This window comes from Sulfitobacter sp. S223 (assembly GCF_025143825.1).
GTDB lineage: Bacteria > Pseudomonadota > Alphaproteobacteria > Rhodobacterales > Rhodobacteraceae > Sulfitobacter.
In genome coordinates this window covers 1,608,886-1,630,761 of the sequence record NZ_CP083560.1, presented here as the reverse complement: position 1 = coordinate 1,630,761, position 21,876 = coordinate 1,608,886, and the positions used below count along the sequence as shown (strand labels likewise).

The window sequence follows — 21,876 nt, the reverse complement described above, 5'->3', positions numbered from 1 at the left end:
ACGCGCGGGGTAAGACGGGCGCAAATTCACTGATAGCCTCAAGGAATGCCCATATGAGCACCATCATCGACATCCACGCCCGCGAAATTCTTGATAGCCGGGGCAACCCGACTGTTGAAGTAGACGTGATCCTTGAGGATGGCACAATGGGCCGTGCGGCCGTGCCGTCGGGTGCGTCCACCGGCGCGCATGAAGCTGTTGAAAAGCGCGATGGCGATGCTGCGCGCTACTTTGGCAAGGGTGTCCTTGAAGCCTGTGCAGCCGTGAATGGCGAAATCGCCGAAGCGCTTGTTGGTATGGACGCGACAGAACAGGTCGAACTTGATGAGGCCATGATCGAGCTTGACGGCACGCCTAACAAATCGCGCCTTGGTGCCAACGCTATTCTTGGCGTATCGCTGGCCGCAGCCAAGGCAGCAGCCGATTTCTGCACACAACCACTTTACCGCTATGTGGGCGGCACCTCTGCCCGCGTCTTGCCTGTACCGATGATGAACATCATTAACGGTGGCGAACATGCAGACAACCCAATCGACATTCAGGAATTCATGATCATGCCCGTTGCGGCAGAGAACATCCGTGATGCTATTCGCATGGGGGCCGAAGTATTCCATACCCTGAAAAAAGAACTTTCCGCTGCTGGGCTTGCGACAGGCGTGGGCGACGAAGGCGGCTTTGCCCCCAACATCGGCTCCACGCGTGACGCGCTTGATTTCATTATGAAATCCATCGAGAAAGCTGGCTACAAACCCGGTGAGGAGATCTACCTCGCGCTCGATTGTGCGGCGACAGAGTACTACAAGGACGGCTCTTATGTGTTTGCTGGCGAAGGCAAAACACTGACATCCGAAGAAAACGTCGCGTACCTCAAGGCGCTGGTAGATGATTACCCCATCATCAGCATCGAAGATGGCATGTCAGAGGATGACTGGGACGGTTGGATCGCCCTGACGGCGGCACTTGGCGACCGTGTTCAGCTGGTCGGGGATGATCTGTTCGTCACAAACCCTGCGCGCCTTGCCGATGGCATCAGCCGCAAGGCAGCCAACTCTATGCTGGTAAAAGTGAACCAGATCGGCAGCTTGACTGAGACACTTAAGGCTGTGGACATGGCGCACCGCGCGGGCTTCACCAATGTGATGTCACACCGCTCCGGTGAAACCGAAGACGCGACCATTGCCGATCTCGCTGTGGCGACAAACTGTGGCCAGATCAAAACCGGCAGCCTTGCGCGCTCTGACAGACTGGCGAAATACAACCAGCTGATCCGCATCGAAGAAGCCTTGGGTGAAAGCGCGCAGTATGCAGGCCGCAGCATCCTGAAGTAATTCTGCGCCCTGCCTTTAAGGCACTTGGGCAGGTTAGGATTTGACAAAATGAACGCCCCCGCAAGATTTTGCGCGGGCGTTTTTTGTGAGGCTCCACGGCAAACCGTTACGCCTGGATCATTGCCAGACGATCCACTGCATAGTGGCAGCAAAGCCGTTGTCGCGGATCAATTCATCAGCGCCTTTATGACAAGCGTTGCGGCTGTCGCGAGGTAAATATCGTCGCGGTCTACGACGTAAATCTCGTTGCGGCCCGGACGCGGCAGCCCTCTTTCACGCCAATTACTTATGATCACAACATCTTTCTTGTTAAATCGATGGCCAACCGAGTGATGCTTTTGGTGTCCACGTCCTCGTTCCGATTTTACCTGATGCCCTAAAGCGAGGCCGCGGTTGTTGCCGTTCTTATCAGCCATTGCCTGTGTAGCAAAAAGGGGTGTCATTGGCACAGCAAGTGCTGCGATGAGAAGGCTCGATTTGATTAGATTTTGCATTGTAACTCTCTGTGCAGTTGCGGCTTCATATATCTTTAACGTTGGTTGGCAGAATAACCGTCGCTGCTGATGCTGATTTATGTTGAAGGTATAAATCGCAAAGGGGGGCGGTGGTTCCGAAGCCCTGAAAAATCAGGGCAAAACGTTATCAGTCACGCACTGTATAGTTACGTTCCGGAACCATAGGCCGCTTGCTTTTCCAGCCTTTCGCTGTCGGCCGCGGACTGAATCAATCCCAGATGCCACTGTCAACTTCGGGTAGTTTTTCCAGCTCTTCCTTGGTCAGGTTGGTCACATAGTTGTAGGTGTTATCGTCACCTTTGGCGAAGCGGACATTTTCGAGCGGCAGGATCACATCGCGATCACCAACACCTAAAAAGCCTCCTATCCCAACCAGAACTGCGATCATCTGACCGTTTTTATCCAGTAAAACATCAGATATTTCTCCGATTTTGTTCCAGTTTGCGTCAATCTCAGTGTAACCCTCGCCATTCGCCCAAACCGTGTCATCGGGCGTAAGCTCCAGCCGGTAAACAGAGCCGTCTTCGATCCGGCCCGAAGAAGTCAGGTTTTCGGCAAGCGAGGTTTGATCAGCAGTCTCAGCGTTATTTGTACCGGCTGCGACCAACGCGGCAAGTGTCCGGACATCCGATTTCATTGCCTCAGCTCCTCATTGTTTCATGATACAAACGCCCCACCTAGCCGCAGAGTTCGCCTAAATCTCATGTTTTCACCGCACTTGCGTCTTTGAGTTATCCGCGCGCATCTAGCCGCCACTCACCGGAACGCCCTCATCCCCTTGCATCCGAACGCAAAATGCAATTTGCCGGTGCATGAGATGACAGACAAAGACGTATCACCGCCCCGGAGCACCGCATGACCGACATCCTGATCCGCCCAGCAACCTCGCCAGATGACATGTCAGCCATCCGACAGCTTTGCTGGGATTACCGTGGCCACCTTTCACAGGTATCCGACATAGATGCGCAGCTGACCGAGACCTTCTACCCTGTTCCGAAATATGCCGCGCTGATGGAGACGCTGGAGACGTTGCATGCCCGTCCGCAAGGCATCATCCTTCTGGCCCTGCTGGACGGCGAAACAGTTGGCTGCGGCATGAGCCATGCCCTTTTCCCTGACACCTCAGAGATCAAGCGCCTTTATGTGGCTCCACACGCGCGCGGACACGGCCTTGCGCGCCAACTTGTGTCCGCGCTTGTTGACCAAGCCCGTGCAGATGGCTTTAGTCGGGTTGTTCTGGACACATCGGTCAACTTGGGCCCTGCCCGCGCGCTTTACGCGTCGATGGGTTTTTCCGATCGTGGCCCCTATCAAGACATCCCCGCAGAGGCCTTGCCGCATCTGCTATTCTTTGAGGCTAAGCTATGACAGCGGATCAGATCATCAACCGGCTCAACCTTGTTCCACATCCAGAAGGTGGGCATTACCGCCAGACATGGGTGGCGCAAAATGATGGTCGGCCAACAGGCACCTGCATCTACTTTTTGCTGAAATCAGGAGAGCGCAGCGATTGGCACCGTGTGGATGCGACCGAAATCTGGCTGTATCACGCAGGGGCGCCCTTGATCCTTGGCATGGCAGAGACAAAGGCCGGTCCGGCCCGTGATCACCTGCTTACGCCGGATTTGGCCAAAGGCGAACCACAAATCATCGTGCCCGAACATCACTGGCAACGCGCCCACAGCACGGGCGACTTTACACTGGTAAGTTGCACCGTTTCCCCCGGATTCACATTCGAGGGGTTCACCCTTGACCCGACCTTGGAGATCCCCACATGAACCGCAAACGCACAATTGCCGTCGCTGGTGTCGCTATTCTCGCGGTTCTCGCGCTGATCGAAAGGGCCACCAACAGTGTTGAAGTGGTGCCGGCAAATGTGGTTTCGGTCGCCCCCGTAATCCCCGACAAAGGACCGGACCTATGGCGCGTGACGTTAGAGTTGTCCGACCGGAACACATATACAGCCGAGCCGGTGGGCATTCGCCCGACCTATGGCAAGGGCGATCCAATCTGTGTCCGCGTTCACAAACGCAGCTGGGCCAAGACGAAATATCAACCTATGGCGGGCCAAAGCTGTTGGGATGGCGCAATAACGCCGCTGCGCGCACCGGATTAAACATGTCTTGCGCGTCAGCGCTCCGTTAGATCACGCTTGGCACGCTGACTGACCCGCCGCCTACAGCTGCGCGCACACCCGTTGTGCCTGAACAACTGGTTGGTAGTCCCCGCGCCACGCGCACCGCGAGATAGGCAAAGGCCTGTGCCTCCAGCATATCACCGTCCAGTCCGACCTTCTCTACCGGCACCACTGGACAATCCAGCGACACCGCAAGCATCTGCATCAGCACAGGGTTCTGCCGCCCGCCTCCGGTGACCAACACCCGTGATGGCGGGCTTGGGCAATGCTGCATCGCTTCGGCCACGCCTGCTGCGCACATCGCGGTCAGTGTGGCCGCAGCGTCAGCATCCGACAACTCGCGCACCAGCGCGACCATCTCGGCAAAATCGTTCCGGTCCAGGGATTTGGGAGGGATGCGCGCAAAGTATGGCTCTGCCAGAAAAAGCTCAAGCGCGCCTGTTTCTACTGTGCCGCCGCGCGCAACTGCGCCATCCTTGTCAAAGGGCAGCCCCAGCCGTTCTTGCATCAAATCGTTGACCGGCGCGTTGGCAGGTCCCGTATCAAACGCGAGCAAAGCACCTTCGTGGTGCGGTTCCGCCACGGCGGGGTTTACCCACGTCAGGTTGCCAACACCGCCCAGATTAAGAAAAGCCACAGGCTCTTTCGCGCCAAAGTAGCGCGCGCAGGCGTGGTGAAAGAATGGCGCCAAAGGCGCGCCCTCGCCACCCAGTTCAACATCGGCAGTGCGGAAATCCCAGACCACCGGCACGCCAAGTCGCTCGGCTAACATCGCGCCGTCACCCACCTGCAACGTCCCCTGCGCACGCGGCGCATGAGCCAGTGTTTGACCGTGAAAACCGATCAGATCGACATCCGTATAGTCCCCCAGAATTTCCAGGTGCGCGGCCTCGATCACTTTTGCAGCAGCATCAACATTCGGCCCGTGCCACTGGCCAAAGCCAGCCGCGATCACCGACCGCTCTTGCGGTGAATAACTCCGGTAGGAACTGCGCCCGAATGCAGTGATACTGTGCCCGTCTGTGCGCAGTACCGCCACATCGACCCCGTCAAGCGAAGTGCCCGACATCGCCCCTGCCGCCGTCACAACGCCTGTCTTTGCGATGGCTTTGCTCATTTTCTTGCCTTTTCCTTTGGCCTTGCCCGCCCTATAGATGCCCTGCAATCAAACCCGAGGGCAAGCGCCATGACATACCATCCCAAATCCGAATTCATCACCGTCATGATGGAGCGTGGCTATCTTGCCGATTGCACAGACTATCAAGGTCTGGATGAGGCGCTGCTCAAAGGCGCCCAGCCTGCTTATATCGGTTACGACGCGACAGCAAAATCGCTGCATGTCGGGCATCTGCTGAACATCATGATGCTGCGCTGGCTGCAAAAATCAGGGAATAAACCGATCACCTTGATGGGCGGCGGCACAACCAAGGTCGGTGACCCTTCCTTCCGTGCGGACGAACGCCCCCTGCTGTCACCTGAACAGATCGATGACAACATCGAGGGCATGAAGCAAGTATTCGCGAAATACCTGACTTACGGTGATGGCCCCTCAGATGCCATCATGCTAAACAACGCTGAATGGCTGGATCATCTGAACTATCTTGATTTCCTGCGCGACATCGGGCGACATTTCAGTATCAACCGGATGCTGTCCTTTGAATCCGTCAAGTCGCGTCTGGATCGCGAGCAATCGCTCAGCTTCCTTGAATTCAACTACATGATCCTGCAAGCCTATGACTTCATGGAGCTTCACCGCCGCTACGGCTGCATCCTGCAAATGGGTGGTAGCGATCAGTGGGGTAATATCGTCAACGGGATCGACCTTACCCGCCGCGTGATCGATGGAGAGGTCTACGGCCTTACCTCGCCGCTCCTGACAACGTCAGACGGCAAGAAAATGGGCAAATCCCAAGGTGGCGCAATCTGGCTGAACGGCGATATGCTGTCACCCTACGAATTCTGGCAGTTCTGGCGCAACACCACCGATGCTGACGTGGGCCGCTTCTTGAAGCTCTACACAGAGCTGCCCGTGGATGAATGTGACCGTCTTGGCGCGCTGGAAGGCGCTGAGATCAACGAAGCCAAGATCCGTCTGGCAAACGAAGTCACAAGTCTTTTGCACGGCGCTGAAGCCGCCGCAGCAGCAGAAGCCACAGCGCGTGAAGTTTTTGAGAAAGGTGGCGTAGGAGATGACCTGCCGACGCTCACGTTGTCTGCCGCCGACGTGGGTGACGGGATTTCGGTCGTTCAACTGCTGGTCAAATCCGGCCTTGCCGGGTCCGGCAAAGAAGCCAAGCGCCTGATTTCCGAGAACGGCGCACGTCTGGACGACGCACCTCTGACAGATGCGGGCATGATACTGGACGCCGCTGCGCTTGCATCGCCCGTCAAGCTATCGGCAGGTAAGAAACGCCACGCGCTTGTCCAACTGGGCTAATCAACAAGGTTAAGGGGGTTAAGCCCCCCTTAACCATCCCCTGCCCATGATCGGGCATGTTTGACACCAGCCCGCCTCTCTCCGATCATCCCCTGATGCAAGACCGCGCCTTTGCCGACGCTCTTCGTCTGTGCGGGAAAGTACCTGTTGTGCTGCCTTCCGGCCTGATGCTGTTAAGCCGCCGCTTGATGGGTATGCCGGTTCTTATGCTACCGCGTGCAGCGCCGCCGCGTGATTTAGGCACCCAACTGGCGCAAGCAGGCCTGCACAGACACCCCGTGATCCTGTCGCCTGAAACGCAGTGCAAGATGCCTCGGGCCCTCCCCCTAAGCCCTGTGCGCAGTTTGCTAGAGGTTAATCTGTCACAGCCATCACCCGTCCGCCGTGCGGCGCTGCACCAGAAGTGGCGTCATCAACTGGGTCAGGCCGAGGCCGGAGCGCTACGCATCTTGCACCGCCCCCTAGCCCCGGATCATCATCTGTTGGAGATTGAAGCCAAGCAAGCACGCGCGCGCCGCTACCAGAACTGGCCAAGCCCCCTCACAGCCGCCTTTGCGCAGGCTGCACCTGAACAGACCCATCTGTTCACCGCGCTGCTTCGCGGTCATCCGGTGGCACATATGTTGTTCCTGACCCACGGCATCCGCGCGACATACCATATCGGACATAATTCCGATGCAGGACGCGCGGCGCAGGCACATAACCTGCTGCTGTGGCAGGCAATGCAGACGCTTTCGCGCTGCGGCATAACCCGTCTTGACCTTGGCCCCGAAACGACACCCCAAATTGACCGTTTCAAGCATCGTGCGGGTGCCCGCCCCCGATCAACAGGCGGCACATGGCTGCGCTGGACACCTCTTGCACGCCGCCGACAGCCGTGATTATCTGAACGCATGTTCAAATAGGGAGCGTTGCCATGCAAATGTCCACAACCGCCGCGATCGTCACCGGAGGCGCATCCGGTCTGGGCGAAGCCACCGCCCGCCACTTTGCCGCCCAAGGCGCAAAAGTCACCCTTCTCGACCGTGATACAGAGCGCGGTAAAGCGGTCGCAGCAGAAATTGGCGGACATTTCGTCGAAACAGACGTGACGGATGAGGCATCCGTAGAGGCAGCGATCGCTCGGGCCCAAGAGCTGATGGGCGCGCTGAATGTCGCGGTGAATTGCGCGGGAATCGCGCTGGGGATAAAGACCACGGGCCGCGACGGGCCGCACCCCCTATCCGCCTTTCAAAAGACCATCGATATTAACCTGACCGGCAGCTTCAATATTGCCCGCCTTGCCGCCACCGCCATGGCAAAGAATGAACCTGAGGCCGATGGTGCGCGCGGTGTCATCATCAACACCGCCTCTATCGCTGCCTTTGACGGGCAAAAAGGACAGGTCGCCTATGCCGCGTCCAAGGGCGGTATTGTCGGCATGACCCTGCCCATGGCGCGCGATCTGGCGCAATCGGGCATCCGGGTGATGACCATCGCACCAGGAATTTTCGGCACACCCATGCTCAAGGGATTACCGCAAGAAGTCCAAGACAGCCTTGCCGCCGAAGTGCCGAACCCTGCCCGCTTGGGTGATCCGAACGAATACGCCCGCATGGCCGCGTTCATTGTCGAAATGGGGTATCTGAACGGCGAAGTCATTCGCTTGGACGGCGCTTTACGTATGCGGTAACAGAATTCATCTTACAAATTTGTCCCAGACCGTACCTAGAGTGCGGTCTGGGATAAGGTCAGCGGCGCGGACCTTTCCGGCTTTCGTTGCACTTGCGAAATTGGATTGGTTTGTAAAACAGATCCAAAACCAATTGCGGGTTCCAGACATTGCTCTGCGCGAGCAACCAGCCCTGTTGCTGTGTTGTAAGCGGGCTTTCAAAACGCTTGAAGAAGGGGCTTTTCTCTGGGCTGCCGCGAGGGGGCTCCGGCCCCAATGCCGACGCCTTGGGCTAGCCATGCAAGTCTTGTTGCTGCCAATTCTCCGTGAAATTGATTTACGTCACTGCGGGAGTCCCATTTTGCATGAAAGTTCCAATTACTAAGGCATTCAAATTGGAGGAATAGAGATGGCAAACAGTGATTGGTTACCTACAGCTTGGCTCGGCAAAAAGGTCGATGCCGATGGCCCGTTTGGCGCGCTTCGCAAACAGATCGACACTTTGATGGATGATTTCGACACTGGCATAGGGTCGAAAACTGATGGCTTTTATGTGCGTTCAAATCTCAGCGAAACCGACAAGGAAATCTGCATCACCGCTGAACTGCCCGGCATCGAGATGAAAGACATCGATGTCGAAATCACCGGCAACCGGATTTCTATCAAGGGCGAGAAAAAGTCAGAGAACGAAGAGAAAGGCGGAGATGAAGGGCGCGAATTCCACCGTATTGAACGCCGCTCCGGTTCATTCCACCGCTCTATGACGCTACCCTTTGATATTGACCCCGATAAGGTGCAGGCATCGGTGAAAGCGGGCGTTCTTGCCGTCACAATCCCCAAGCCGCCAGAGGCTGTGACCAAGGCCAAAAAGGTCGAAATTAAATCCGGCGACTGAAGTTGCAGATTTGAATGATGTGATGCCGGGCAGGTGCCGAGCGTCTGCCCGAACCGAGCGAGTTGGAACGGAGTGATCATCCCCTCAAAGCGATGGGTGTGGCCTGAGGACGTGTTTGAAGCTACCGTCCGTGTCGTAGGAATAGTGCTTGGAGACACGTCTTCTTCGCGCTTGCGGCGCAAGGTGACCAAGTACGAAATCCTATGATTAAATAGTCAAAGCGCTGCGCGATACACGAATGACAGTAAAGCGAAAGCTGCGGCGCTGCGACGAAACGATGGACGAGTTCCCCCTTTGGGCCGGAAGCGCTCCTGATAAGTGCGGCTCTCCAGATAGCAGCGGCTTGCCAATCACCCTGACGCCAAGCCCCCACTCCTATCAGGTACCTCGTTGAAGCGCTGTCAAACCAGCCAGCGCACCAACAGCGGTACGATCAGGCTTGTCAGCAAAGCGTTTAGTGCCATGGCGATGCCAGCATAGGCGCCCGCCACAGGGTGTACCTGAAATGCGCGGGCCGTTCCAATGCCATGTGCGGCAACACCGACGGCAAAACCGCGGGCCTGCCAATCGGTAATCCGCAGCAAATTCATCAAAGGCGTTACTGTCACTGCCCCGATGATGCCCGTCAGAATGACCAACACCGCAGTCAGCGCGGGAACCCCTCCAATTGCTTCAGAGATGCCGAGAGCCACTGGCGCGGTCGTAGATTTTGGCGCCAACGATAGCAGGACCTCCATCGGCAGACCAAAGGCACGCGCCAGCAAAATGGCCGATCCTGCCGCGACGATTGAGCCTGCAAGCAAAGCAAGCACAATCGGCACGACCGAGGACCGGATTGTGTCTCGATTGTCCCAGAGCGGTACAGCCAAGGCCACGGTCGCGGGACCGAGCAGGAAATGGATGAATTGGGCACCCTCGAAATAGGTCGTGTAGTCTGTCTGGGTCAGCCAGAGCAGCGGTGCAATCAACAGGACAGACAAAAGCACCGGATTGGCCCAGGGAGGGTTACTTAATTGCCGCGCGCCCCCATCTGCGACCAGATAGGCGATTATCGTTGCGGTAAGCCAGATCAGCGGTGTGGATGTCAAATAGCTCCAAAGGGTTGCAACGTCTGTCATTTTGCCCAGCGTTCCGTTGCGCGCCGAACGCCAATGAACGTTCCGACAGCAGCCAGCATAGAGAGCACCGTCGACAAGGTCAGTATAACCAGCAGTGCAAACCCGTCTTCCGAAAAAACCTGGAAGCTACCAATCACGCCAACACCTGCCGGCACGAACAGGAAAGACAGGTTCGCCAAAATGACAGCGGTTGTCGGCCTGAGCTGTTCTGCGAGGGAAGGCAATGCGGCAAGGATCAGCACAAGCAGGATCAGACCCAGAACCGGGCCCGGCATTGCCAAGCCAAAGCCCTGCACTGTAATTTCTCCCAGCAATTGGCAGCTTAAAAGGAGGCCGAGTGTCTGGAGCATTGGTTTTCTCTCTTTAAATGGTAGTCCAACGCATTCTGGCACCAAACACTTTTCAGAACCAATAGAATAATCTGCTCTGAGGCAGTGCGAGAATGACGCGGCTTCGCAAGATTTACCCGACACCATCATTCCCACGGTTGCAGCGGCCTCGAACTACATCGCTGAAAGTCATTCCGAATGACTGCATTGAAGAAGCTGCGCGGCGGATCAGATGGGAGGACCAAGGACAGCTTTGAGCGGCTCGCGTTGATAAGCCCAAGCGCTTAGGTTTCGTTGGCCTCCAAAATAGCCAAGGTCCCGGTGGTTCTCGGCAAACTCAAGCCCGACCCTTAATCGCGCGGATGTATTTGGGCGTCAGCGATCGTTTCTGACCAACGATGCCTCCCTTGTTTCAAACAGGGGCACGCGCGCGAATGGCAGGTGAGTTAAACCCGACGTTGACAGATACCCCCATCATGAAATGCTCCGGGTTCTGCTTGGAGACCAAAGTGCCGGACGCTGGGATTTACACAAAGCTCGGCTTCGGAGAAGTAAACAGCCCCATGGAGCACGGAGGCGTGGGTTACAAACCTACTGTTATCGAACGCCAGATCAGGTCACTTCTTGTGAAGCGGCACTTTGCAAAGGCACAACTTCATGGAACTTCCCGCTGGCGGTGAATTCGGGCAAAGCGTGGCTTTCTCTGACCGCAACGTTCTCCAGACCGTTATTGCGAAACACCTGTTTCACCGCCTCGGTAACTTCTTGAAATACGGACCCTGCCGACGCCTCGTCGGACAGTTGTATTCGCACTTCGAATTCCCTTTCGCCGGTCTGGACCAGCTGAATCCGCTGGGCATGGTCGTGCTCGAGATTGAAGACGAGCGGTGACAGTACCACCTCCCCCACACGAACGAGCGTCGCCTGACGCCCCTCGACTTGAAAACTGCGGAACGGCGACCCACAGGGGCAGGAATCCTCGTAGAAACGAACACAGTCACCCAGATCGTATCGGATAAAGGGTTGAACCTCGTTGGCCAACACCGTCAGCAGCACAGTATCGGACAAGCTGCCATCTGGCACCGGCTGCATCGCCTCATCGACCGCTTCAAGGATCACCCAGTCTTCATTCAGATGCTTGCGTCTGTGGCTGCATTCGAATGATAGCGCCAGACACTCTGTGGATCCGTAAGGGTCGGAGATGCCGTATTTCAGCGAAGGAAAAGCCCGCCCGACACGCGCGCGCAGATCATCCGTGAGCGTCTCTCCCCCACAGGTGAAAAGCGCAGGCTCGATTTGCAGCCGCCCTGCCTCCTTTTCTCTGACGAGGATAGCCAGCATGCTGGGATAGGTCACGATCCAGGCAACGTTCGACATCGCATTGAGTTTTTCAACAAGCCGATGAACTGGCTGTTCTGCCTCGATGAAGGTCAAACCCAACCCCCTCGCCAGAGCCGGATAGAGCCTTTGCACCAATTTGTTGAATCCGTTTCCGGCGAAATGACCGTTCCCACCAGTGATCGTCACCCTCACGCCGAGCTTGCGGACATCCCGAATGAGCTTCCAATGGTACCGTTCGAAGCGCGCCATCATGATGCCATAGGCATATTCCACGAAAGATGAGGACAGGACGATGACCGCGGGTTCACCAGACGTCCCGGAGGTCTGAAAAACGGCAACACCTTCGAGAGGCACACCGACCTTGCTGATGTCCTGGAGATGTTTACGGGCTCTTTCGAGGGGAAGACTACGGATTGTCAGCCAGTCGTCGAATTCCCGCATCAGATCGGGCTTGTGAGTCACCGGCAAGTCGCGCAGTTCGATCTCGCCTGATGGTGGCAAATCCGCGTAGAGCCTGCGAAACAGGGGGGAATCGCACCGTGCCTTTTCCACGAGCCGCCGTAGATTGCGGAGTTGATTAGCTTCAATGCGCTTCCGTCCGCCCCAGTCTGTCCAGAGCCCACCAACCAAATAGCACAATGCATTACGAAGGCTGAAACGCATATCCATTGGCGATGCTCTTTCTAAGATTCCGACGTCGAAAAATTCGTTAATTGGAAACTACACAAAGCAGCCCCGCGTCCATTGACCTTTGTCAGATCGCGATATCGCGCTGGCTAAAGTCGTGCGGCGCGCAGGGCCGTATTGCCCACTATGCCGAACAGCAGCTTTGTCCGCGATGCAGTCATGCAGCTAGTAGATGATTGCCCTGCCGCAGCGATTGCCCCGTTAGGCAAGCCTCACCGCAGCATTTCGCTGTAGGTGCGCAAATGGCTGTTTTGGCAAGTTGAGTGCTTTCAACGACGGTCGTTTCCGGTTTTGCTAAAAAGGTATGAATGTTGACCGGTTCTGAGGATGCGCATTCGGCTGTTGGCGTCGATTTCATAGTTTTCGATTGTACCTTTGACCGGAAACAGAGTCGTCCTTAGGCTGCAGTTGAGCTGAAATTCAACATTTGGCTGCGAGGAGGACGTTGAAATGAATACGCCGATCTTGGTTGGGATATGTGCTGCCCTTTCCCTTGGGGCAGCGGAGGCGTCCGCAGATCAACAAGTCATTTCACCGAGCTCTTCGGTTGATAACAACACGCCGACATCGATTTCCTGTGCTCAGGAACGTGGAGCGCCGCTTGGCAAATGCAGCTACCGCATCAAACGGGATGAGAATGGACAAACCACGGTGACAGTAGTCTTCGCGAATGGTTTCAAAAGGGGGCTCTTCTTCATGGATGGTAGGTTTCTGAAGGCAAGCGTGACGATGTCCGGTGTCGGCACTGATACGGATTGGAGCCTGAAAGACGGAACCCATATTATCCGTGTTGACGGTCAGCGCTATGAGGTCCCCGACATCTTGATTGCGGGCGATTGATTTAAGCACCATATCACGGTGTCGTTTCGTAAGTTTAATTCAACAAGTCACCCGCGCCACTTTCGTAGCGCGGGTGTTTTTTTTCTGAAAGCCTACTTCATGCTTTCTGCTGTTACTTTGTAGATGGTGCCCGAATCCGTAGCAACGTAAAGGGCGTTATCCGGTCCCATGACAAGTCCACGGAATCTGTCGGAAAATCCGAGAGGCATCCGCGTGATGCCGTTGATACCCAAGCCGTCAGGCGTAAGGCTGATCAGGTCAATTCTCGAACCTTCTGGTGTGTCACCGAACGAGATACCCATGATGCCGACGGCCAGGCGGCCTTCGTAGATGCCCCAATTCTCACCTTTGAGGAAGGCGGCAGAACCGGTGCCTTGAGAAAACCCATTGTTGTTCCATGACGCTGGCATCAGGTCTTCGAATCGCGTGTCACTCATCGGCGTGTAGGCCGCACGAATCGCCGGGTCTACTGCTTCCTGCTGGTTCGGCTCGTAGCCACAGTATTGATCCGGACACTCACCTCGGCCACCTGTGTTCTGTGCTGGGTCCCATCCGGCATTACCACCGTTTACCAGTGCAGTGATTTCGTCGTTATGCCATGGACCATGTTCTGCGGTGAAAGCCCTGCCGTCGCTTGGGCGGAAATCGATACCTTGAACGTTTCTGTGCCCATAAGTGTAGATTCGCTTGTCAAAACCTTCGGGGGGATTGTTGTCTGAGTGAGCATTTCCGTCCCCATCGATCCGCAGGACTTTGCCACAAAGAAGTGATCCATCTTGTGGACAAATACCTCTGTGACGATCGCCCCCGGTTACCCAGAGATAGCCGTCAGGCCCGATGCGGATTCTGCCGCCGTTGTGGGCCCCTGGTCCACCAAAAGGCTGATCGGAATCGAACGGCTTATATTGAATATCTTTAACAATATCAGTTCTGTCAGACACGCTCTTAAGGTCATCGCTGACCTTGAACTTCATGACGATGTTGCCGTCGCACCTTTCGAAATTGGTCTTGCAGCCATCGCCGTGATATTTGGATGAGGTCGAGTAGACATATAGGGTGCGGTTATTCTCGAAATCGCTATCTGGTACGACGCCAAGCATCCCGGCTTGTCCTTCGCAGAACAGGTCACTCCCGGCATCCGCGAAGCCCTCTGTCTCCTTCATTCCATACAGCGCATTCACGGCGCCGTCCGGCATTCTTACAGAAAGACCATCGCATTTTTCCGTGAAAAACATTGTGCCGTCCGGCAAAAAGGCCATGTCCCAAGGGGCGTCCAGGCCGTCCAAGACTTGCGTTGCAGTGATTTTAGGTACGTCCATCGCGCCTTGATGTCCGTCTGACCACCCGGCGGATGCCGTAGTCATCACGCTTAGTGCCACGACAGCAGGTAAGATCTGCATATTCATAGTATCCTCCCATTTCATTCTCGATTTTCGCCTTATGCGTGTCCTATGGTCGGACTAATGCAGCTTAAGCGTCAAGGAAAAGCTTACTTGTTTCGAAAAAGATCATCGCAGAACGTACGATGGATATGGTCAAATGGGGGGATGAAGTCATGGTCGAATTGATAACGGTTCGGCGGGTGTTGAACAGAATTCACCGTCTGCCGTGAAGCCATTCTACGATATCTGGATCGAAAATCGACCAAACACTAACGGCCAATTTAGTCCTTATTCCTTCGAACATTGCATATCCTTTCCGACGGCCCTTTGAAGCAGGAGCCGGATCTGCTCAACGACCGGAATCGGTTGTCATATCGCCATTGATTTCTCTCGAAGCTTTCCTGACTTGGTAGTCCATTGGGTCACGATCTCTTTGACGGATTCCCGATGGTTCCATCGCCATACGTTTCATTTAGGTATCGCTGAAGGTGCTGCCGACCGAGATTGTGATATACGCCGACCAACGCTCGTTGAATCTGGCAGAACACGGCTTCGGCCATGGTGACATGGGCACCAGTCTCGGGGTTCGCATATTCGTCATTGCTATGGATGACGCTTTGATGGGATGCCATCGTCATTCCAATACCGGGGTAACTTTTGCCGCCGTCCGTCATCCGCGTCGTGCCGCTGTTGGCAAGCGCATGCAGAAAGGGTCTGCTTGCCGACCTTTGTAGAAACTGCCCCTAGCGGTCCGGAACAGCCATTCATTAGGCAAGCTACGAATGACCGCATCCTGTCCTCACATCATACATCCCCGACTACACGTTCGGCGACCGCGGTTGCTGTTTGCGCTTTCCGAATAACATTTGACCTATAGAAAGACTGTGGTTTTAGAAATCAATAGATCAGTGGCATCTACGCTATTCCCACTCCATCTGTTGGTAAGCGGTCTGGGCGTTTCGGCCGGCAAGGGCCTCGAATTGTTCAAGATACCCGAATGCCGACTGGTCAACTTTTGGCGCATCCATGATGTCCCTGTCCGTATCGATCAGTGTTCCAATCTTGCTCCGGAGGTTCATCAAGTAGTCATAGGTATCGGCCCGTGCCTGCTGCATCGTTGTCGCTTGGCCATGGCCTGGAACCACATTTGCTGCACCGGTCGATTCAATCGCCTCGAATGCTGCGGGCCAATGTGCGATGGAACTTTGATCACCAATCCCGAGGATGCGTTCGACATAAACGATATCACCCGTGAACACCGTGTCGTATGACGGCACCCAGACAAAGCTGTCGCCTGGCGTGTGTGCTGGGCCAGGATGCTTGATTTCGATTGTCAGATCGCCGAATTCAAGGATGTATTCGTCGGCAAAGGTGACATCGGCATAGGACGGTTCGGTGCCTTCAAGCGCGTCGCCAAGCAGACTACTCAGAGCCGTCAACTGAAGCGAGCCTCGGGTGCGCTGATCATCAACTGCGGCTTCAGAGGCGATCACCGTGGCACCTTGCGCTTGCCAATAGCTGTTCCCGAGCCAGCGGTGATCCTGCCCACCGGAGTTGATGACATAGATCACAGGCTGGTCAGTTACTGTTCTGATCGCCGCCTGAAGGGCTTCTGCGCCTTTCCACGACCCGCCCGGATCAATCAGAACAGCGCCCTGCGACGTCAAGACAAGACCAAAGGTTGCATTGTTGGCGAGGTTCTCAGGGTTGCGCTGCTCTTTCTCTCCCACGATGGCCCAAACATTATTGGTCACAGGCTGGACCTCAAGCGCCTGTGCATGTGCAAACGCGGGAACGGCAAAGGCAGCAGCGGTGAAGATAAAGCGGATCATGCTTTGAGCCACCCTTCCAGCTTGGCCGCTTCCGGTAGACCGCCAGTATGGACAAGCTTGCCATCCACCGCCAAGCCGGGCGTCGACATCACGCCAGCCAGTGCGATGGATTTCGCATCAGCGACTTTTTCGAGGTCAACTTGAACACCCAGTTTATCGGCTGCGTCTCTGACCATTTTTTCAATTGCGTCACAACGTTTGCATCCGGGGCCGTAAACCTTGACAGTTTTCATGGAAATCTCCTTCGAATTGACGGCATGCTCTCTGAGCGCTGTCACATGATTATGTTGAACAGGAAGCCGGTGGCGAGAATCCCCGCGGCAACCACGGCGAGGAAGATGGCAATCAGGCGGTAGGTTAGCACTTGCTTCAGGATGATCATCTCAGGCAATGAAAGCGCAATGACCGACATCATGAAGGCCAGTGTCGTGCCAAGGGCTGCACCTTTGCCCAGCAGAGCTTCGACAATGGGAATGACGCCCGCTGCATTGGTGTACATAGGCACGCCCAAAACCACGGCGGCAGGTACCGACCACCAGGCTTCACCCCCCATGATCCGCAGCATCATCTCTTCGGGGACATAACCGTGGATCGCAGCGCCGATGCCGATACCGATCAACACCCATATCCAGACTTTACCGACAATTTCACGCACTTGCTCAATCCCGATTTTGATCCGGTCGACCAAAGTAAGCTTTTCTTCAGGTAGATCGCCCACCGGCCCTGCGTTTAAATCACGCACCCAGTCCTGTAGATACCTCTCCAGCCCCATGCGGCCCAGAACGAAGCCCGCAACCGTGGCGATGGCGAAGCCAAAGACAAGGTAAAGCGTAGCGATCTGCCAACCGACGAGGCCATAAAGCAGCCCCAGACCGACCGGCCCCACCATCGGCCCCGCGATGAGAAATGAAAAAGTCACCCCCAGTGGAATGCCCGCCGACACAAACCCGATAAACAGCGGTACGGACGAGCAGGAACAGAACGGTGTGAAAACGCCCAGAAGTGCTGCCAACGGGTAACCTACGATCTCTCGTTTGCCAGCGAGGATCGCACGTGTCTTTTCGGGGCTGAACCAACTGCGCAAGACGCCCGTGACAAAGACAACCGCCGACAGCAACAACAGAACTTTGGGCACGTCGTAAACAAAGAAGGCGATGGCCTCGCCCGTATGGCTGTGGCGCGCAACCGGGACCAGTGACGTGATCCATTCCGAAAACGGAATAAGCTGGTTGTAGACCACCCACCAGATTACGGCGACGACAGCCGTGCCTGCATACCAGACCCAATCCGGCAACTGGTGCGGCAGATGCTGCTCTTGTGAATTGGCGGTCATGCGACTTCCTTTTCAGACTGCTTTTTAGATGTCAGCACAGCACCGATGACCGCGTCGATTTCAGGTTCAGCTTTCGGATTGCAGCGATAGCGCCGCCATTGCGCATCCCGACGATCCAGCACCAGCCTCGTCTTGCGCAGCACCTTCATGTGCTTCGATATACCGATCTGGCTCGCGTCGAGGTGCGCCATAAGTTCACGCACGCGATGTGCCTGCCCGTTCCCCACAAGGGCGAGTAGCGGGCGGCGGTCTGACGGTGCGTTAAACATGACATGCATAGAAAAATGCATATGCGCTGAAACGTGTCTGCGCATTGATCTGCATCAAGGGCCTTACATCCGACGCAGACAGCCCTGCTCAGATTGTGCGAAAGCTGCCGTTCATCAAAACCGCAGCGAACACCGGCAATCCGCGCAGGCTGAAATCGCAGTTAAAGCAAAGCGGTCATTGGTTTCGCAGTGCCCTAAGTCGGTTTGATTCTGCACAGCCGACTTAGACACCAAAGATTTCTGCGACTTTAACAAATCGCGTTCTGGGGCGGATTTCAGCCCCTCGCAGTGTTTTGCATGGACGCCCGCCGTGCGAGACAAAAACGCCTTCGCTGCAGTGAAATCAATGACCGCTTTTCAAAGCCAGATGATGGGCAGCGATCTATTAAGAACAAGCTGCTACCTCACGGCTTTCGCAAGACTGTGATCAACAGTGGTCAGCGGCCGCTGGCTCTAATTATCCGGACTTGAGAGAGCGGAACTGATCGCTTTGACAATACTTTCGGCAGTGAAAGGTTTTTTAGCGATGACCGCCGGAGGATAGCTCGCCGTTATACTCTCGGCGTCTCCATAACCAGTCGCAAGCACAAAAGGGATACTGCGGTCAGCCAAAACTTGCGCGATAGGAAGAGATGTCTGATCACCCAAATTCACATCAAGCAGTGCAAATGTGATTGTGTTGGCCTCAAGAACAGCGAGCGCATCAGCGACAGAGCCTGACATGTGAACATCGTCCGCTCCATTATCTTTGAGAATATCGGAAGCATCCAGCGCGATCAGCATATTGTCCTCAACTATCAAGACGTCGCCACTCAGTTTTATGGAACGCTTTTCCTTGTTGTCCGCGACGCTCATCGTTTTGTCTGCAACAACCTCTTGAGTATCAGAGACGGCAGTGGATGGGATCATGATGTCTGCTTCAAATCCGGTCACAAGGTAACGCGTTTTGACCGTGCCCTTAAGCTCGTAAGGTATCGTTTTTTCTATGATTGTGGTTCCAAAGCCCTGACGTGACGGCGCCTGTACAGGTGGGCCACCAATCTCGCGCCATTCGATCTGCAACGCTCCGTCGTCCTGAATGCGAAGGTTGAGCAAGATTTTCCCGGAATGGTCCGTCAACGCGCCGTACTTGGCGGCGTTTGTCACCATTTCGTGGATCACCAATGCCATGGTTGAGAATGCCTCAGGCATCAGCTTGGGAGCATCCCCCGTGATCGAAATGCGATCCTTTGCGTCCGTCAGAAATGCGTTCACCTCGACTTCGATCAGCTGTCTTAATGAACTCGGTGACCACTCTTGCCGCGTGAGTTGATCGTGCGCCCGCGCCAGCGCCTGCACACGTCCGTCCAGCACCTTGGTATAAGTTGCAACGTCTTTCGCACCAGTACGGCTTTGAGAGACCAACCCCTGGATCAGATTAAGAATATTCCGGACACGGTGATTAAGCTCAGCGATCAAAAGCTCTTGTTTGTCAGCCGCTTTCTGGCGGGTTTCATTCGACTCGTCAGTCAGTTTCAACACGATCTCGATCAGCGACAGCCGCAACGACTCGCCTGTCTGGACCTCACTACCGGTCCAGTGCGCTGACGTGTTCCTGACCAGTTCCGACCATGTATCGAAACTTTTCCGAGGTGTTAGGCGTGTCCCGTTCGGGCCTACTTCGACCGGTTTGTTCGGGTTACCTGCCCATTTAACCGACTGGGCAACTTCACGTCGGAAAAATACGATGTAGTCCCGTGGCGTACGAGAGATCGGAACCGCCAGGACACCTGCAATATCAGCAGAGAAATCCGAAGCCTCCGGATACAGGGCGGGAAGCCTGTGCGTAGCAAAGACCTGACCTGTCGGAGCCGTATTCAGGAATCTAACGAGCTTCTTGAACTCTATCTCGTCAGGCGCGTCCCCAAGACACGCATAGCGCCCGTCCGAGTAAACCGCGACGCCATCGTTTGCTATGAGGCCACGCAACTCATCCGCGATAATCTCAAACCCATTGATGAGATTTGTCCCACCGGACAGTTGGATCATGAGATTGTCGTGCAACTTTCGCGCTTCGCTGCTCTGAACGCGCGACGCGATGTCGATCTTCTGAACCAGCTCATACGAGAAGAACTGCGCGAACAACTCGATTGCAGTGCGCCGCTCAAAATCGATGTGGCGCGGCGTTTCATGGTGGCAGGCGAACAAACCCCAAAGCTTTCCATCTTTGATGATCGAAACTGACATAGACGCTGAAACGCCCATATTTCGCAGGTATTCCAGATGGATGGGCGACACCGCGCGCATGACAGACATCGACAAGTCCATTGGTATGCCCTGCACATTCGTAGGCGGCACGATCGGTGACACCACCCCGTCGACATCAGAAATAAGTCGTAGCGTGCTGCGCAGATACAGGGCGCGCGCTTGCTTCGGGATGTCACTGGCGGGATAGCGAAGCCCAAGAAAGGGTTCCATGCTCGACTTACGCTTTTCCGCGATGACCTCACCGGTGCCGTCTTCGTCAAATTGGTATACCATTACACGGTCAAAGCCGGACATAACTTGAACGGCCATCGCTGCCTGATCACACGCAGCCTTGATGTCTTTTGCGCGTCTTACCCGCGCGACCAAGGGCTGAACCAAACTCATTTCGTCGCGATTTTCAGTGTCAATCTTGGGTTCAAATTCGAAAACGTATGTTTGATCCAACGTGTGCACCGACACGTCGAACAACCGGCCATCGCCCAAAACGTCATATCCAAACAGCCGAGATGAACTTGTCTCTACGTTCAGAATTTGCAGTTTGGTACGTAGATCGTGAACTGTCCGTTCGGGCAGCAAATCAATCAACCGTCCACCGATCGCATCTTCTGCCGAAAAATGCAGAATGTCCTGCACATTTTGGGAGACGTGTTTAACCATGAAATCCGAAGACGTTGCAATCAGACATCCATACCCTTGCACACCGCCCAGCAAGTGGATTGGTTCTCGGTCACAATTGGTAAGATCAACCGCTTCGTCTGGTCTGATATAATTTTGTTCTTCAGTCATGAGAGGGTGTCCTCGGCTGTGACTATCTTGGCGAATGCCGCCGCAAAAAGCTGGAATTGTATTTTTGTGTCTTCTACGATGATATCAGCACGTTCGCTACCTGATGGCACGGCCGAGAGCGCACGACATGTTTCGGACCAAAGTTTCGGATCGCTTGTCTGACCAAAATAGGTATTCGCGCGTTGGACACATGGATGCGTCGATGCGCTCCATCGTTTGTATAGTATTTTGGAACCCAGCCTCGACCCCGCCACCATATAGTCGATTGATAAGGGGTCCAGCGCGGATGGGATCGGCAGGTCAATCTCCGATTGATTGCAGGATACAATGTTAAGATCCATGGCAAGGCCGTCGATCATGCTTGAAAGTGGCGCCGTCGAAAGCCCCTGATCCAGCGACCGTGACTGCATCACCAAAAAGCAGCAATGGTGTATCTGCAAAAACACTCTGAAATCATGCAATTGCGCAATATCAAGCGTCGTGATCATTCGATCCAACAAATCGTGATCTGTACGCGTTCGTTCCCGAAGCGCATGTCGAAAATCTGTTTTCATCATGACCCGACTTCCCAATAGCGAAGACCTATTGAGGTAATTATTAAAATTTGGCGCAAAGCTACTAAAGCGAAAGTTCTTTGTCATTAATATATGACATAAGTACCGCCTCTTTTTGGATAAGAAGCCTTTTGGCTAACCAAAGGTGCCCTATCCCGAGAGGCTCAATTCCAGCCAATTCGTGATCCCTGAGGT

Annotated in this window: 22 protein-coding genes and 1 pseudogene; 9 read left to right on the top strand and 14 right to left on the bottom strand. The window is 55.1% G+C overall.

What is annotated here, in order from left to right:
• Nucleotides 1–53: 53 nt before the first annotated feature.
• Nucleotides 54–1,328 carry a phosphopyruvate hydratase gene (eno, locus tag K3757_RS07875; protein WP_260000819.1) on the top strand — a complete coding sequence of 425 codons (1,275 nt, stop codon included), beginning with the start codon at nt 54–56 and terminating at the stop codon, nt 1,326–1,328.
• A gap of 167 nt (nt 1,329–1,495) precedes the next feature.
• On the opposite strand, the gene K3757_RS07870 is transcribed toward eno, so the two are convergent.
• A complete protein-coding gene (locus tag K3757_RS07870) occupies nt 1,496–1,822 on the bottom strand; it encodes an RcnB family protein (RefSeq protein WP_260000817.1) in 327 nt (108 codons plus the stop codon).
• Nucleotides 1,823–2,051: 229 nt separating this feature from the next.
• Entirely contained in the window at nt 2,052–2,480 is a 429-nt protein-coding gene (locus K3757_RS07865; protein ID WP_260000816.1) for a PRC-barrel domain-containing protein, read from the bottom strand.
• A 218-nt stretch (nt 2,481–2,698) separates the two neighbouring features.
• Here K3757_RS07865 and K3757_RS07860 point away from each other — a divergent pair, with 218 nt between their 5' ends.
• The 3 genes from K3757_RS07860 to K3757_RS07850 are packed head-to-tail and all read left to right on the top strand — an operon-like array spanning nt 2,699 to nt 3,959.
• Nucleotides 2,699–3,211 carry a GNAT family N-acetyltransferase gene (locus K3757_RS07860; RefSeq protein WP_260000815.1) on the top strand — a complete coding sequence of 171 codons (513 nt, stop codon included), beginning with the start codon at nt 2,699–2,701 and terminating at the stop codon, nt 3,209–3,211.
• Entirely contained in the window at nt 3,208–3,621 is a 414-nt protein-coding gene (locus K3757_RS07855) for a cupin domain-containing protein (protein ID WP_260000814.1), read from the top strand. The genes K3757_RS07860 and K3757_RS07855 overlap by 4 nt, the downstream gene beginning before the upstream one ends.
• On the top strand, nt 3,618–3,959 hold the full coding sequence (locus K3757_RS07850) for a hypothetical protein (protein WP_260000813.1): 342 nt from the start codon (nt 3,618–3,620) through the stop codon (nt 3,957–3,959). The genes K3757_RS07855 and K3757_RS07850 overlap by 4 nt, the downstream gene beginning before the upstream one ends.
• A 25-nt stretch (nt 3,960–3,984) precedes the next feature.
• On the opposite strand, the gene K3757_RS07845 is transcribed toward K3757_RS07850, so the two are convergent.
• Nucleotides 3,985–5,097 carry an anhydro-N-acetylmuramic acid kinase gene (locus tag K3757_RS07845; protein ID WP_260000812.1) on the bottom strand — a complete coding sequence of 371 codons (1,113 nt, stop codon included), beginning with the start codon at nt 5,095–5,097 and terminating at the stop codon, nt 3,985–3,987.
• 69 nt (nt 5,098–5,166) lie between these two features.
• Here K3757_RS07845 and tyrS point away from each other — a divergent pair, with 69 nt between their 5' ends.
• From tyrS to K3757_RS07825, 4 genes are all read left to right on the top strand, one after another.
• Nucleotides 5,167–6,417 (top strand): tyrosine--tRNA ligase, encoded by a 1,251-nt coding sequence (tyrS, locus tag K3757_RS07840; protein WP_260000811.1) that lies wholly within the window; start codon nt 5,167–5,169, stop codon nt 6,415–6,417.
• A gap of 56 nt (nt 6,418–6,473) precedes the next feature.
• Entirely contained in the window at nt 6,474–7,298 is an 825-nt protein-coding gene (locus tag K3757_RS07835; protein WP_260000810.1) for a GNAT family N-acetyltransferase, read from the top strand.
• Nucleotides 7,299–7,333: 35 nt separating this feature from the next.
• Entirely contained in the window at nt 7,334–8,089 is a 756-nt protein-coding gene (locus K3757_RS07830) for a 3-hydroxyacyl-CoA dehydrogenase (RefSeq protein WP_260000809.1), read from the top strand.
• A gap of 388 nt (nt 8,090–8,477) precedes the next feature.
• On the top strand, nt 8,478–8,963 hold the full coding sequence (locus K3757_RS07825) for an Hsp20/alpha crystallin family protein (protein WP_260000808.1): 486 nt from the start codon (nt 8,478–8,480) through the stop codon (nt 8,961–8,963).
• Between the two features lie 401 nt (nt 8,964–9,364).
• Here the strand turns inward: K3757_RS07825 and K3757_RS07820 are convergent, their stop codons facing one another.
• The 3 genes from K3757_RS07820 to K3757_RS07810 form a co-directional block, all read right to left on the bottom strand.
• A complete protein-coding gene (locus K3757_RS07820) occupies nt 9,365–10,081 on the bottom strand; it encodes an LrgB family protein (RefSeq protein ID WP_260000807.1) in 717 nt (238 codons plus the stop codon).
• The gene (locus K3757_RS07815) at nt 10,078–10,431 is read right to left on the bottom strand and encodes a CidA/LrgA family protein (protein ID WP_260000806.1); all 354 of its coding nucleotides are present in this window, start codon (nt 10,429–10,431) and stop codon (nt 10,078–10,080) included. The genes K3757_RS07820 and K3757_RS07815 overlap by 4 nt, the downstream gene beginning before the upstream one ends.
• Nucleotides 10,432–11,022: 591 nt before the next feature.
• Nucleotides 11,023–12,420, bottom strand: coding sequence for a phenylacetate--CoA ligase family protein (locus K3757_RS07810; RefSeq protein ID WP_260000805.1), 1,398 nt, complete (start codon nt 12,418–12,420; stop codon nt 11,023–11,025).
• 468 nt (nt 12,421–12,888) lie between these two features.
• Here K3757_RS07810 and K3757_RS07805 point away from each other — a divergent pair, with 468 nt between their 5' ends.
• On the top strand, nt 12,889–13,278 hold the full coding sequence (locus K3757_RS07805; RefSeq protein WP_260000804.1) for a hypothetical protein: 390 nt from the start codon (nt 12,889–12,891) through the stop codon (nt 13,276–13,278).
• 92 nt (nt 13,279–13,370) lie between these two features.
• Here the strand turns inward: K3757_RS07805 and K3757_RS07800 are convergent, their stop codons facing one another.
• The 8 genes and pseudogenes from K3757_RS07800 to K3757_RS07770 all read right to left on the bottom strand — a co-directional run bounded on the left by K3757_RS07800 (nt 13,371) and on the right by K3757_RS07770 (nt 21,684).
• Nucleotides 13,371–14,684: a sorbosone dehydrogenase family protein gene (locus tag K3757_RS07800; RefSeq protein WP_260000803.1), complete on the bottom strand. Its 1,314-nt coding sequence runs from the start codon at nt 14,682–14,684 to the stop codon at nt 13,371–13,373.
• A 398-nt stretch (nt 14,685–15,082) separates the two neighbouring features.
• A pseudogene (locus K3757_RS19105) lies at nt 15,083–15,370 on the bottom strand (transposase); the annotation flags it as partial.
• A 210-nt stretch (nt 15,371–15,580) separates the two neighbouring features.
• Nucleotides 15,581–16,492, bottom strand: coding sequence for an MBL fold metallo-hydrolase (locus tag K3757_RS07795; protein WP_260000802.1), 912 nt, complete (start codon nt 16,490–16,492; stop codon nt 15,581–15,583).
• The gene (locus K3757_RS07790) at nt 16,489–16,725 is read right to left on the bottom strand and encodes a thioredoxin family protein (protein ID WP_260000801.1); all 237 of its coding nucleotides are present in this window, start codon (nt 16,723–16,725) and stop codon (nt 16,489–16,491) included. Before K3757_RS07790 ends, K3757_RS07795 begins: the two co-directional genes overlap by 4 nt.
• Nucleotides 16,726–16,766: 41 nt before the next feature.
• On the bottom strand, nt 16,767–17,825 hold the full coding sequence (locus tag K3757_RS07785) for a permease (protein WP_260000800.1): 1,059 nt from the start codon (nt 17,823–17,825) through the stop codon (nt 16,767–16,769).
• Complete coding sequence (locus tag K3757_RS07780; RefSeq protein ID WP_260000799.1) at nt 17,822–18,103, bottom strand: ArsR family transcriptional regulator; 282 nt, start codon at nt 18,101–18,103, stop codon at nt 17,822–17,824. The genes K3757_RS07785 and K3757_RS07780 overlap by 4 nt, the downstream gene beginning before the upstream one ends.
• A 444-nt stretch (nt 18,104–18,547) precedes the next feature.
• The gene (locus K3757_RS07775) at nt 18,548–21,127 is read right to left on the bottom strand and encodes an HWE histidine kinase domain-containing protein (protein WP_260000798.1); all 2,580 of its coding nucleotides are present in this window, start codon (nt 21,125–21,127) and stop codon (nt 18,548–18,550) included.
• Nucleotides 21,124–21,684 carry a biliverdin-producing heme oxygenase gene (locus K3757_RS07770; RefSeq protein ID WP_260000796.1) on the bottom strand — a complete coding sequence of 187 codons (561 nt, stop codon included), beginning with the start codon at nt 21,682–21,684 and terminating at the stop codon, nt 21,124–21,126. Before K3757_RS07770 ends, K3757_RS07775 begins: the two co-directional genes overlap by 4 nt.
• Between the last annotated feature and the right edge of the window lie 192 nt (nt 21,685–21,876).